Consider the following 13,248-nt stretch of genomic DNA (forward strand, 5'->3'; position numbering starts at 1 on the left):
ACGCGGTGGCGGTCTCCTTGCGCTCGTCGGTGAGGATCTCGCTGTAGGCGAGGCGGGAGTGGTCGTCGACGGCGGTGTGGATGTAGCTGTAGCCGACGCCGGAGCGGGTCTTGCGGCCTGCTTGGCGGCCGAGGGTCTTGTGGCCGCCGCCGTTGGGGATGTTGCCGAGTTTCTTGATGTCCACGTGGACCAGTTCGCCTGGCCGGTCGCGTTCGTAGCGCCGTATGACACGGCCGGTTGCCCGGTCGAGGTGGGTGAGGCGGGCCAGACGGAAGCGGGTCAGCACACGGTGCACGGTTGAGGGCACCAGGCCCAGCAGGTGTGCGATGCGGGCGGGGCCCCACCGGCGCAGGAGGCGGACCTTGATGATCCGCCGTTCGGTGCGGGTCGGGGTGCGGCGCGGGCTCGTGTGCGGACGGCTTGAGCGGTCGGCCATGCCCGCCTCGCCGAACAGCCGGTAGCGCTCGGCCCACCGCTGGGCCGTCGTCGGTGAGACCTGGAAACGCTCGGCCGCCCGACGCAGCGGCCAGCCGTCCTTGACCACGCAGCGGGCCAGCCGCAGCCGACCAGTCTCCGTCAGGGGTGCATTACGGTGTGGCACGAGGGCCTTTCTGGTCGCCGGTGCAGATGTCGCAATCCACACCAGGCCAGAAGGCCCTCACCCATTTCAAGATCCCTCAGCCGAGACCTGCGTCACCAACCTCCATGGACAGAACATCTAGCGGTCCCGAGAGCAGCGCACAACGCGGCGGGGGGCACCGCCCTGCTTTCCACCGTGGTGCTGCCCTCGTCCGCGACGCGTCACTGTATGGCGTCGAGGGTCACCCACAACCCGACCCTGTCGGCGCCTCGCCATGCGCACCGGCGCCGGTCGAGGATCATGCGTGACGAGCAAACGCGTCGTCGCCGTCGGCGCAAGCGAGGCCGGAATCAACGCCGTGCTTCATGCCCGGGAGCCGGCACCCGAGGCGTGAACAACGCCGGCCCGCGCGGAGGCCCGCCGACGCGCAACCACCCGCCAGGCCGCCCCGATCCCCCGAAGCAGCACGTCCTGTCCCCACCCCTTCTCCTTTCCTTCCTTCCTGTTCTGGGAGGGGTCAGGGGGCTGCTGAGGGGGATGTCAGCTCCCCGGCCACGCCAGATCCGCGTGGTGACCAGCGGTGAAGCACACGGCGAATTTAGGTAAGGGCAAGCGAAGTTGAGAGAGATGAGACAAGAGATGGCGCAACCCTTGTTGCAACAGACGTGCAACGGCGGCGCGTTTCGCAGGGCGAGGCCCACGCGTCGGACACATGGGAGGACATCACCTGGGGATCGTGACTGACGCCTTGCCCTACCGATCCGGAGCACGTGCCCCCAGCACCGCATCCGGCGTAAAGGCCCGTCTTCGCATGGGGTTCGACCAAACACTCGGAGCAGATGCCACGTTCGGACAGATTTTCGCTATAGCGCTGGGCGGCATCAGGTGATACGCCAGCGAGATGAGCGGCGTACAGCACCTGTCGATGAGAATCCCGTGGCGGGACCGACCGTGGGACCAGTTCATATGCGATGACCCGCTGGGCAACTCGTCCTGCACCCTGCTCGCGGCGATCGGTAAGGGGCGCCAGGACGCCTTGGAAGTCAGCAACGCCGGTGCCGCCATCGAGACCCTCGACCACGACCGGCTGCCGTGCCTGAGCGAGCGGGCCACGTTCATGTCGCCGCTCGGGTACACCGTCACCAAGCAGCATCCGTATCGGCACAGCCCCGCGCTCCGCGGCTGCCTGCTCGACACCGCCGTCATCGTGCCCGGGTATGCGTTCGAGGCCATCCCCTTCCGCTGGATGAACCGCGATTCCCTGGCCCACGAGATCGGTCACGGCCGAGTCGGCGCGTTCAACCAGCACTCCGAGGACCACGTCGACAACGTTTTGAATTCCGAGCCACCATGGGTGATGGACGGCGACAACCAGCAGGCCATCATCGAGGCGTTCTTCGATCCGGTTGTGCCGCGCGATTCTCTGGTCTTCGTCTATCTCAAGCACTCCCCGCTGCAGGAACAGCGCACCGACCGCCTCCTTGCCGGCGCCGCCCGTATCACGCGGGTGACGCCGCCACCCATGTGGAACCAGAACGGGAACCCGCCGTTCAACTCCTCCATGTGGGAGACCATCGTCGAACACTCCTTGCGCCCTCAGATGCGCGACGGGATCCTGCTGCCGTACCAGCAGCTCGTATCGCTGATGGACGAAGGCACCGACATCGACAGGGCTCTGGCGTGGGCGCCGGAGGGCCGCGAGGTCGAGTTCTCCTATGTCACCGAGCACCTCTCCGACGACGCTGCCATCGAAGCCCTCGCGTCCCTGCAGTCGGCAGCCGAAGGTATGCGCGAGCTCGGTCTCGACATCCCCGAGTCCGCGATGGAGTGGCTGACCGACCAGACCGAGCGCCTCTGGCAGCTCCGCGGCCCTGTCCCCGGCCTGCCCGGTGTGCTCGCCCACATAGGGGTGCAACAGCCCTACGTCGCCGCGCGAACGGTACTCATGGAGGCGGGTGAGGACACTGACCCTTGGGAGCTGCTCGACACGGTCTTCGCCAACCCGGCAAACACCCCCGTCTCGCTGAAGCCGCATCTCGCCGCGCCCCAGGCACGGATCTGGAACAAGATCCCGGCCGCCAGCCAAGCGGTCCTGAGACTCCTGTCCGGATTCGACATCAGCCCGGACCAGGTACGGATGCTGCTCGAGGGTGAAACCGAGGTCGAGATGTCCGCCGAGGATCTCCTCGACAACCCGTACTTCGCGGCCACTTGCACCTACGGCTCACCCCTCCATGTCCCTTTCACGACTGTCGACCGTGCGCTGTTCCCGCCGACGCACGTCACCTGGAAACCGCCCGTCCCGGACGAGGTGAGCCTCGAAGGCCACCTGGACCGTCGGCGGATCGAGGCCCTCCTGACGGACGTGATGGAGCGTCAGGGCTTTGAGGGCGACACCGTTGTGCCGTTCGACGAGGCCGTCGAGCTGGCCAACCACATGCCGCTCACACAGCCACCGGAGTTGACGGGCACCATCCTCACCGGCATCGACCTGGACCACGACTCGGTCCTCGACTGGCCCGACTGGTCACCGCTGACCGGCGTCCTGCTCGCCGACGGCACCCCCGCCTACAAGCTCAACCGGTTCGAGGACACCGCGAACGTCATCCGCGACTGGGTCAGCGCACAAGAGGCCCTTCCCAGGCTCGGCGGGATCACCGACGCCCGCCAGGTCCTCGACGCCGCGCTCGACCGGAACCAGAGTGTCACCATGGGCAGCAAGGGGCGCGACGAGCTCGAAGAACGGGCACGTACGGAGAAGGCCGCCGGGCTCTCCACCCTGCACGACGCGCACATTTCAGTGCTCATCGGTCCAGCCGGGACCGGCAAGACAACTCTTCTGCGTGCCCTCGTCGAGTACCCCGGCGTAGCTGCCGGGGACGTCCTTCTCCTTGCCCCCACGGGCAAGGCCAAGGTGCAGCTCGAGACGAAGGTCAAGCAGCCCGCGAAGACCCTCGCGTCCTACCTGAGCACCACGAATCGCTACGACGGCGAAACAGGCCGCTACCTGGTCTGGGGTGACCAGCAGCCTCGGCGCAGCTACGGACTTGTCGTGATCGATGAGGCTTCCATGCTGACCGAGGAGATGCTCGCCGCGACGCTCGACTCGTTCACCGGTGTCAAACGGCTGATCCTGGTCGGGGACCCCCGTCAGCTACCGCCGATCGGGCCCGGACGGCCGTTCGTTGATCTGGTGAACAGGTTGCGCCCTGACAGCTCCCCGGACCGGGTGCGGGTCGCACCCGGATACGTTGAGCTGCAGGTACCCAGGCGCCAGTTGCCGGACGGCAGCCACGGGACCAGGCACGACCTCGAGCTCGCAGCCTGGTTCGGCGACAACACCCGTGGTGCCGGCGACGAGGCGATCTGGACCGAACTCGCTACGAATCCGAACCTGCCCACAGTGCAGTACGTCTCCTGGAGCGACCGCACCCCTGTGGAAGCCCTCACGGATTCTCTTGACCACGAGCTCGGCCTCGGCTCGGCCACTGATCCAGTACGGGCGTTCGCTCTCACCTACGGCGGTAGCGTCAACGGCCCGTACCTCAACTGGCAGCGAGGTGCGGGCATCCACGCCGAGGACTGGCAGATCCTCTCACCAACCCGGTCCCGCGCATTCGGCACCGTCGAGCTGAACCGGCACATCAAGCGCGAGTACCGGGCTCAAGACACCCGCTGGGCCCAACGGAACACCCCGAGAGGGAACATCCCCTCACCGATCGGTCCGGAGCAGATCGTGCGCGGCGACAAGGTCATGCAGACGATCAACAAGCGCATGTCCGCGTGGCCGAAGGACGACGCGATGAACTACGTCGCCAACGGCGAGATCGGCGTCGCCATCGGGTGGGTCACGCCCGCCTCCAAGCGGCCGAAACGCTCACTGAAACTCAGCGTGGAATTCTCCTCACAGCCTGGCTACGAGTACGGCTACTGGCCTTCGGACTCGGACGACGCCCTGCTCGAACTGGCGTGGGCCGTCACGGTGCACAAGTCTCAGGGCTCGGAGTTCGGCACGACCTTCCTGGTTCTTCCCGCCCGGGCCAACGTGTCGCGGGAACTCATGTACACGGCGTTGACCCGGCAGAAGGACAAGGTCGTCATCCTCCACGAGGGCACGCTGACGGACCTGCGCGGTCTGGCTCAACCAGGGAATTCGGAAACCGCTCGCCGGCTCACCGATCTCTTCGAGGCCCCGCACCCGGTCGCGCTGAAGGTGCGCGGTGAGGCTCGGCGGTTCGACCGGAAGCTGATGCACGTGTCCGCCAACGGCACCCCGATGGCGTCGAAGAACGAGGTCATCATCGCCAGCCTCCTCGACCAATTGGCGCGGGGGCACTGGCAGTACGAGGAGCCGCTCACCGGATCGGACGGGCGAGTGGTACTGCCTGACTTCACCATCGCCACCACAGATGGTCGCACCGTCTTCTGGGAGCACGCCGGCATGCTCGACCTCCCCGACTATGCCCGGAAGTGGGAGCTCAAGAAGGAGTGGTACGCGGAGAACGGAATCGTGGCCTGGGACAAAGGCGGCGGTCCGAACGGCACCCTGATGTGGACCGACGATCTCAACGGCGCCGACGCACAGGCCTGGCTCACCCTTGCCTCCCAGGTCCTGGGGGCCGAGCCGTCGACGCCTCCCACCACGTCTGCACCGGTGCGACGGGTGGCAAAGAAGACCGCGGCTCGACGGCCCAAGGCATGAGCGCCAACTTCGTATAGGCGCCGCATCCCCCCTCCGCTCGTCAGGTGCGCGGGCGGGCGCGGTGTCCAGGAGCGCCTGGGTGTCGGCAGGTCCACAGACTGCCCGACGCGCCGGAAGCTTACGGGGCCATGATCACTCGCCGCATGGCAGCTCCAGCCCAAAGCCGCTACACCGACTGAGATCGCAGGCACGGCATGCATGATGGCGCACGTGCGGAACGCCTGGTGGGTCAGGCCGGGCCGTCGGCGTCCTGCACGGAGGCCGCGAACGCCTCGGGGCCCTGCTCCGCCGCCGGGTCCATCCACATGACCTGCCAGCCGTGGCCGTCGAGATCGAAGAAGCTGCGTGAGTATATGAAGCCGTAGTCCTCGGCGCCGTCCGCCTCGGAGCCACCCGCCGCGAGCGCAGCGGCGCTGACCGTATCGACCTCATCGCGGGATGACACGCTGAAGCAGTACAGCGCCAGCGTGTGCGTGGTGGGATCGGCCATCGGCAGTTTCGCGAACTCCGCGAACTTCTCACGGCTGAGCAGCATGACGAAGGCGTGCTCGCCGACCAGCATGCAGGCGGCGGTCTCGTCGGTGAGCATCGGGTTGAAGCTGAACCCGAGCTCAGCGAAGAACGCCTTGCTGCGCTCGAGGTCGGCTACGGGGATGTTCACGAACAGCATGCGGCCGGGGTGTGCGGGATTGGTCATGGTGGGTCTCCAGTCGGTGGCTCGATGGCGTACGTCCTGGTAGACCGGCCCAGCCGGCGGAACTCATCGGTGGATCTCGGCCAAGTCGCAGTCGCAGCGTTGATCGATGTCACGGCCGCAGCTCAGAGACCCCGCCCTTCACTTCTTCGGCTACTGGTGGAGGTGGCCCGCCCGTCGACACGCGTGCCGTGCCTGTGCGTGCTCCTGCCCGGCCGGGACTGTGCCCGTTGCGTGCCCGTTCCGGCGGGACGCAGCGACTCACGGGGAACAGCGGCGCCGATCACGCTCCGGTCCAGGTGACCGGCTTCCTGCGCGACGTCCCCGTCGTGGCCGCACCGCCGGCCGATCCGCGCGCCAACGGCCCCTCCGCGCCCGTGTGGCGTGCCATTCGGGACCCCGACAGCCGAGTCTCCTGGAACCAGTTCCCGGACGCGTAGACAGCCCGCGCGGCCGCTGCGCACCGCCCATCGCCTCCGTGCGGCGGATGCGCAGTGTCCGACCACAGGCCCCAACCCCGACCATGGACCCGACCACAGCCCCGACCACAGCGTTGCGCAACGACCTGCACCTCGATCGCCCAGCGGATGCGCAATACGGGTGTGCGGTTGCGCAGTCCCTCTACGCGGCCGGTGCGAGAGCATGCGCAACCGCCCCCTACCTGCCGTGGTCCGTCCCATGGTCGGACCTTCTAAGGGGCCCACCACGGATGTGCACACCCGGCGTGCCACCAAGTACATGGTCAGTGCGCATCCTTGGGAGGGCGTTACGCGCCCGGATACGCCATCGGGCAGGGCATTGAGCTGCCGGAGCTACTGACGGTGTCTGCCGTCCCACCGCGGGCTTGCGCATGGCTTACGCAGGCCCGCCCGCCGCACTGCGCACGCTGCCCATGTCCGATGCGCGCCGGTCAAGCCTCCCGGCGAACGGGTGTCAGCAAATCCGGTCCCGCAGCTCCTGCCATCGCCCCCCTCAATATCTCCGCCCTCCGCCACAACCAGGCCGCCGATGTGCCCCTGCCGGGGGCCGCGCCTTCACCGACCGAGCAGAAGCAGAGGCGCCGACGACGACCTTGCTCGCCCGCGGCGTCGCCGTTGACGCCGTCGCGGCGGCCGGATCAGCCCACCGTTCGACGCATCCGCATCTACCGCTGCACGAAACCTTGCGGCCTCTCCCGCCTCATATCTAGAATATTTTCGCTGATTCTCGCGTTCAACGAAGTTTCTTCGGTAGACGGCTATCGAGAGTAGGTGCCTCCATGACGGTTGCCGCGGTGTCGACAGTCCACCCCGACGAGGTGCACGAAAGACTCGGCCGGCATGTGCTGACCGACGGTTTCAAGCTTGTGCTCGACCCGCTCGCCAGCCAGGGCTCGTGGATCGTCGACGCGCGCACCGGTGGGAAGTTCCTCGACCTCTACTCGTTCTTCGCGTCCGCCCCGCTGGGGCTCAACGCGCCGGGCATCGTGGACGACCCGGAGTTCATGACCCTCCTCGCGCAGGTGGCGGCGAACAAGCCCGCCAACCCCGACGTCTACACCACGCACTACGCCGAGTTCGTCGAGACGTTCGCCCGGGTGCTGGGCGATCCGGACCTGCCGAGACTGTTCTTCGTCGAGGGCGGGGCGCTCGCCGTCGAGAACGCGCTCAAGACGGCGTTCGACTGGAAGAGCCGCCGCAACGAGGCCGCAGGCCGCTCCCCCGAGCTCGGCACCAAGGTGCTCCACCTTCGGCAGGCGTTCCACGGCCGCAGCGGGTACACCCTCTCGCTGACCAACACCGAGCCCAACAAGACGGCCCGCTTCCCTAAGTTCGACTGGCCGCGCATCGACGTACCCGCGGTGCGCTTCCCCCTCGAGCGCCACCTCGCCGAGGTCGAGGAGGCCGAGCGAGAGGCCCTCGCGCAGGCGCGGCGAGCGTTCGAGGACAACCCGCACGACATCGCCTGCTTCATCGCCGAGCCGATCCAGGGCGAGGGCGGCGACAACCACATGCGCCCGGAGTTCCTGCAGGCGATGCAGGCGCTCTGCCACGAGTACGACGCGCTGTTCGTGCTCGACGAGGTGCAGACCGGGGTGGGGATCACCGGCACCACCTGGGCCTACCAGCAACTCGGTCTCGAGCCGGATATCGTCGCCTTTGCCAAGAAGGTCCAGCTCGGCGGCATCATGGCGGGCCGCCGGGTCGACCAGGTACCCGACAGCGTCCTCCGGGTCTCCGGGCGGATCAACTCCACCTGGGGCGGCGGACTCGTCGACATGGTCCGGGCCCGCCGCATCCTGGAGATCATCGAAAGGGACGACCTGGTGGCCAATGCCGCTGCCGTGGGAGCGTGGTTCCTGACCGAACTGCGTGATCTCGAAGTCCGGCACACACCGCTGGCGGCCAACGCGCGAGGCCGCGGACTGATGTGCGCCATCGATCTGTCTGACGGCGCCGTGCGCGACGACGTGGTGCGCAGGCTGCGAACCGAGGAGCAGGTGATCGCATTGCCGTGCGGTGAGCGTACGGTGCGCTTCCGCCCTGCCCTGTCCATCACCCGGGACGAGCTCGGGTTCGCCCTGCGGGCCCTCGACCGGATCCTCGCCGGTCTCCACTGACCCGTACCGGACGATCCCGTACGAGCCGACCCCGTACCAGCCACCCCAGCCCAACCCACTCGAAAGGCAGGGCAAAGACATGGCCCGTTCCGTCGCCTCGATCGTTGCCGGCCATCCGGTCGCCGGCGCTCCCGGCGGGACTCTTCGGCGCCCCAATCCCGGTCGTACCGCCGAAGTGGTCACCGAGGTCTCGCTCGGGGACGCCTCGACCTTCGTCGAGGCCGCCAGGGCCGCGAAGGCGGCTCAGCGGTCCTGGGCGGACGTCCCGGCGCCGGTGCGCGGGTCCGCGATCGGAAAGATCGGCCGGCTCGTCGAGGCGAACAAGGACCAACTCGCCCGCATCGTGACCGAGGAGATCGGCAAGCCGCTGGCCGAGGCGCTCGGCGAAGTCCAGGAGATCATCGACACCTGCGACTTCTTCCTGGGCGAGGGGCGCCGCCTGTACGGGCAGACGGTGCCCTCGGAGATGCCGGACAAGCAGCTGTTCACCTTCCGCAACCCCGTGGGCGCGGTCGCGGTGATCACCGCCGGGAACTTCCCGGTGGCCGTGCCGTCCTGGTATCTCGTACCGGCGCTTGTGACCGGCAACACCGTGGTGTGGAAGCCCGCCGAGTACGCCGCCGCGAGCGCCAAGGCCCTCTTCGAGCTGTTCGTGCACGGGGGCGGCCTGCCCGAGGGCGTACTCAACCTCGTCCTCGCCGACGGGGAGCAGACGTACGCGGGTCTGGAGGCCTCCCTCGACGCCGGCCTGGTCGACAAGGTCGGCTTCACGGGCTCCACGCTCGTCGGCCAGAAGATCGGCGCCCTGTGCGGGAGCCACCTGCAGACCCCGTGCCTGGAGCTGGGCGGCAAGAACCCGCAGGTGGTCACCCCGAGCGCCAATCTCGACCTGGCGGTCGAGGGGGCGTTGTTCTCCGGGTTCGGCACCGCGGGGCAGCGCTGCACCTCCCTCGGGACGCTCATCGTGCACGAGTCGGTGCACGAGGACTTCCTCACCCGCTTCGACGCCGCGAGCCGCGCGGCCCGGATCGGCGACGCGTTCGAGGACGTCCTCTACGGCCCGATGCTCGACGAGCGCTTCGCGCAGCGCTACGAGACCTTCCTCGGCTGGATCAAGGACCACCACCGCACCTACGGCTCCGACGGCATCGGGCGGATCACGGCCGACAACCCGCGCAAGGGCTTCGTCGGGGACCCTGAGGCGGGCATGTTCTACCACCCGGTGATCGTCGACGGAGTGCGCCGCGACGACGACCTGTTCCTCAACGAGACCTTCGGCCCCATCGTCGGCGTGACGACCTACCGGGACCTCGACGAGGCCGTGGAACTGGCCAACGCCCCCGGCTACGGACTGTCCGCCGCGATCTACACCAACGATCCGCACGAGGTATGGACGTACCGGCGCGGCATCTCCGCAGGCATGGTCAGCGTCAACAACACCACCTCCGGAGCCGAGGCCCACCTTCCCTTCGGCGGCAACGGCAAGTCGGGCGACGGCAGTCGACAGTCGGGGCAGTGGGTGCTCGACCAGTTCACCCGCTGGCAGTCCATGAACTGGGACCACTCCGGCCGTCTGCAAAAAGCACAGATGGACGTGGCCGCGCTCGAGCCCGACCTGTCCTTCCGCCTGTGAGCGCTGTCGAGGACCTGGACCGGCACTTCCGCGAGGCGGTAGCCGGTCCACGGTCCGCGGACGCGGCGATCCCGCTGCGCGACTCCGGCGGACTGGACACCGATACCGCACTGGACCTGTTCGACGCACAGTTGGAGAGCCGGCACACCGACGCCGCCGCACGCTGGATGCAACAACAGGGCCGCGGCTACTACACCATCGGATCGAGCGGGCACGAGGGCAACGCCGCCCTCGCCCTCGCCCTGCGCCCCACCGACCCGGCGCTACTGCACTACCGATCCGGCGCCTTCTACTGCGCCCGCGCCCGGCAGGCCGGCGGCGTCGACGCGGTCAGGGACATGCTGCTGGGGGTGGCCGCCGGGGCCGAGGAGCCGATCGCCGGTGGACGGCACAAGGTATACGGGCGCCACGAACTGGCCGTCATCCCGCAGACGTCGACCATCGCCTCCCACCTGCCCCGAGCGGTCGGTGTGGCATGGAGCATCGCCCGCGCCAGGCGGCTCGGAACCGAGTGCGCCTGGCCCGCCGACGCCGTCGTCTGCTGCTCCTTCGGCGACGCGTCGGTCAACCACTCCACGGCGGCAGGCGCCATCAACAGCGCCTGCCACGCGGCCTACCAGGGCCTCCCGATGCCGATCCTGTTCGTCTGCGAGGACAACGGCCTGGGCATCAGCGTTCCGACACCGCACGACTGGGTGCGGCAGGCCTACGGCAGCCGGCCTTCTCTCACCTACTTCGCCGCGGACGGCTGCGATCCGCAGGCCGCCCTCGACACCGCGCGCGAGGCGGTGACACACGTACGCAAGAACCGGCAACCCGCCTTCCTGCATCTGTCGATGGTGCGGTTCCTCGGCCACGCGGGCTCGGACGCCGAAGCCGCCTACCGCACGCCGTCCGAAGTCGCCGCGGACCTGGAACGCGACCCACTGCTGGCCACGGCCCGGCTGCTCACAGCGGCCGGCATCCTGTCGCCGCAACAGGTTCTCGACCGGTACGACGAGGTGAGCGGACGGGTGTTCGCCGTAGCCAAGGAGGCCCTGGAGAGCGAGCCCCTGACCACCGCCGCGCAGATCGCAGCCCCCATCGCACCCCGCCGCCCCGACCTCGTGGCGGCTACGGCACGCCGTACGACCGAACCACCCACAGCCCCCGTGGGCGAGCCCGTCACATTCGCTCAGGCCATCACCCACACACTCGCCGACCTGCTCGGCAGCCACCCGGAGATGGTCGTCTTCGGCGAGGACGTCGGCCGCAAGGGTGGGGTCTACGGTCTGACCCGGGGCTTGCAACGGCGTTTCGGTACCGCGCGGGTCTTCGACACCCTGCTCGACGAGCAGTCCATCCTCGGCCTCGCGCTGGGGGCGGGCCTGTCCGGACTACTACCGGTTCCCGAAATCCAATACCTCGCCTACCTGCACAACGCCGCAGACCAACTGCGCGGCGAGGCCGCCACGCTCCAGTTCTTCTCCCAGGGCCAGTACCGCAACCCCCTCGTGGTCCGCATCGCCGGCTACGGCTACCAGCGCGGCTTCGGCGGCCACTTCCACAACGACAACGCGCTCGGCGCCCTGCGCGACATCCCCGGCCTGGTCATCGCCTCCCCCTCCCGCCCCGACGACGCGGCGGCGATGCTCCGCACGTGCGTGGCGGCCGCGAAGGTGGACGGCACGGTCAGCGCCTTCCTGGAGCCGATCGCGCTCTACCACACGCGAGACCTCCACGAGGAGGGCGACAACGCCTGGCTGGCGGCATACCCGCCCCCCGCAGACCACGTACCGATCGGCCGAGCCCGCACCTACGGCACAGGCACAGACCTCACCCTCGTAACCTTCGGCAACGGCCTCCCCATCTCCCTCCGAGCCGCACGCCGACTGGATCAACAGGGCATCGCCGGCCGGGTCGTCGACCTGCGCTGGCTGGCCCCCCTGCCGGTGGAGGATCTGCTTCGAGAAGCGCGCTCGACGGGGCGCGTCCTTGTGGTCGACGAGACCCGGCGTACGGGGGGCGTGTCAGAGGGGGTCGTCACCGCGCTGGTCGATGCCGGATTCACGGGCGCGGTCGGACGGGTCGCGAGCGTGGACAGCTTCGTCCCGCTGGGGAAAGCGGCTCAGTTGGTACTCGTGTCGGAGGCGGACGTCGAGCGCGCGGCGACCGAGATGCTCTCTGCAGGCCCAAATACTCAGAGGTGATGGCTGGTCAGCGACCCAGGGCGGCTTCGCCGCCCGCCGTGGGACGGGTAAATGGCACACCGAACACCCCGTAGCCCTTGATCAACACCGTGGTGCGGGGTGGCACCTCAGGAGGCGAGGTCAGCTACCTGCGGTTTTGCCCACCCGCGTCAGTATTTACGCGTCAGGCGGCAGTCGACACCGGTGACTTCGAGGCGCCCGCGGATGCTGCGCTAGCGCCTTCGATCGAGCCGGCCGTGATCGACCGACCGCGGGCAGAAGCGGTGCCATCGGGGAGCTGGTCGCGGTGGCCGGCGGGCGTGCTGACCGACCCAATTCCCATGAACCCGCTGGCAGCGCCGCCTGAGCAGCGGATTGCCCTCTTACGCAATCACTCCCTGTCCGCCGCCATGATGCCAATGCATTCCTCTAGCGCGGCGTGCAACGTCGGTACGAGTGCGGCGAGTTCGGAGTCCGACGACTTGCCGCCCTCCAACACGGCACCGACGACAGTCACCAGGACGGCGGCGGCCTCGAGGGCGTGTGCGTCAGCCAGTTCCTCGAGGAAGCCCCCGGGTTGCGCGACCACGAACGCCTCCTTGCCGGTGAGGGGATCGATGCCAACGCTGCGGAGACGACTCGCGGTCATGCGACGCCCCCCGACGGACACACGGCGAGGCATGTCCGAACCGGTGGCAGACCGTCGCCGACGATGACGTCCGCCGAAGACGGCCCCGACCGACGCGCCGGGGTGGCCCTGCGAGCGGAGGTGGGTGGTGTGGCAGTGAGGAACAGTGGCGTTGCGGTGACGCGGCGTATTCCGCAGGGAAGCGGGAAGAGGCTCAGGATCGCGGTCAGTAGGCTGTGCATAT

At 68.5% G+C, this 13,248-nt stretch carries 8 protein-coding genes; 5 read left to right on the plus strand and 3 right to left on the minus strand.

Going from position 1 to position 13,248, the window contains the following annotated elements:
* On the minus strand, positions 1 to 601 hold a 601-nt coding region (locus ACIBK0_RS00005; RefSeq protein WP_399073874.1), incomplete at its 3' end, for a helix-turn-helix domain-containing protein.
* 880 nt (positions 602 to 1,481) lie between these two features.
* Here ACIBK0_RS00005 and ACIBK0_RS00010 point away from each other — a divergent pair.
* A complete protein-coding gene (locus ACIBK0_RS00010) occupies positions 1,482 to 5,282 on the plus strand; it encodes an AAA family ATPase (RefSeq protein WP_399073876.1) in 3,801 nt (1,266 codons plus the stop codon).
* 229 nt (positions 5,283 to 5,511) lie between these two features.
* Here ACIBK0_RS00010 and ACIBK0_RS00015 read toward each other — a convergent pair whose 3' ends face one another.
* Positions 5,512 to 5,979: a VOC family protein gene (locus ACIBK0_RS00015; protein ID WP_399073878.1), complete on the minus strand. Its 468-nt coding sequence runs from the start codon at positions 5,977 to 5,979 to the stop codon at positions 5,512 to 5,514.
* Positions 5,980 to 6,206: 227 nt separating this feature from the next.
* Here ACIBK0_RS00015 and ACIBK0_RS00020 point away from each other — a divergent pair, with 227 nt between their 5' ends.
* The 4 genes from ACIBK0_RS00020 (at position 6,207) to ACIBK0_RS00035 (ending at position 12,397) form a co-directional block, all read left to right on the plus strand.
* Positions 6,207 to 6,416 carry a hypothetical protein gene (locus ACIBK0_RS00020; protein WP_399073880.1) on the plus strand — a complete coding sequence of 70 codons (210 nt, stop codon included), beginning with the start codon at positions 6,207 to 6,209 and terminating at the stop codon, positions 6,414 to 6,416.
* Positions 6,417 to 7,234: 818 nt separating this feature from the next.
* Positions 7,235 to 8,575 (plus strand): L-lysine 6-transaminase, encoded by a 1,341-nt coding sequence (lat, locus tag ACIBK0_RS00025; RefSeq protein WP_399073882.1) that lies wholly within the window; start codon positions 7,235 to 7,237, stop codon positions 8,573 to 8,575.
* A gap of 79 nt (positions 8,576 to 8,654) precedes the next feature.
* Positions 8,655 to 10,208: an aldehyde dehydrogenase family protein gene (locus ACIBK0_RS00030; RefSeq protein ID WP_399073884.1), complete on the plus strand. Its 1,554-nt coding sequence runs from the start codon at positions 8,655 to 8,657 to the stop codon at positions 10,206 to 10,208.
* Entirely contained in the window at positions 10,205 to 12,397 is a 2,193-nt protein-coding gene (locus ACIBK0_RS00035) for a thiamine pyrophosphate-dependent enzyme (RefSeq protein WP_399073886.1), read from the plus strand. The genes ACIBK0_RS00030 and ACIBK0_RS00035 overlap by 4 nt, the downstream gene beginning before the upstream one ends.
* A 370-nt stretch (positions 12,398 to 12,767) precedes the next feature.
* Here ACIBK0_RS00035 and ACIBK0_RS00040 read toward each other — a convergent pair whose 3' ends face one another.
* Complete coding sequence (locus ACIBK0_RS00040; protein WP_399073888.1) at positions 12,768 to 13,025, minus strand: hypothetical protein; 258 nt, start codon at positions 13,023 to 13,025, stop codon at positions 12,768 to 12,770.
* Between the last annotated feature and the right edge of the window lie 223 nt (positions 13,026 to 13,248).

This window comes from Streptomyces sp. NPDC050564 (genome assembly GCF_044457265.1).
Lineage (GTDB): Bacteria > Actinomycetota > Actinomycetes > Streptomycetales > Streptomycetaceae > Streptomyces.

Bases quoted from the DNA above. Each gene is read 5' to 3' on its own strand.
- ACIBK0_RS00010 (WP_399073876.1), top strand. From the start codon at position 1,482: ATGAGCGGCGTACAGCACCTGTCGATGAGAATCCCGTGGCGGGACCGA.
- ACIBK0_RS00015 (WP_399073878.1), bottom strand. From the start codon at position 5,979: ATGACCAATCCCGCACACCCCGGCCGCATGCTGTTCGTGAACATCCCC.
- lat (WP_399073882.1), top strand. From the start codon at position 7,235: ATGACGGTTGCCGCGGTGTCGACAGTCCACCCCGACGAGGTGCACGAA.
- ACIBK0_RS00030 (WP_399073884.1), top strand. From the start codon at position 8,655: ATGGCCCGTTCCGTCGCCTCGATCGTTGCCGGCCATCCGGTCGCCGGC.
- ACIBK0_RS00040 (WP_399073888.1), bottom strand. From the start codon at position 13,025: ATGACCGCGAGTCGTCTCCGCAGCGTTGGCATCGATCCCCTCACCGGC.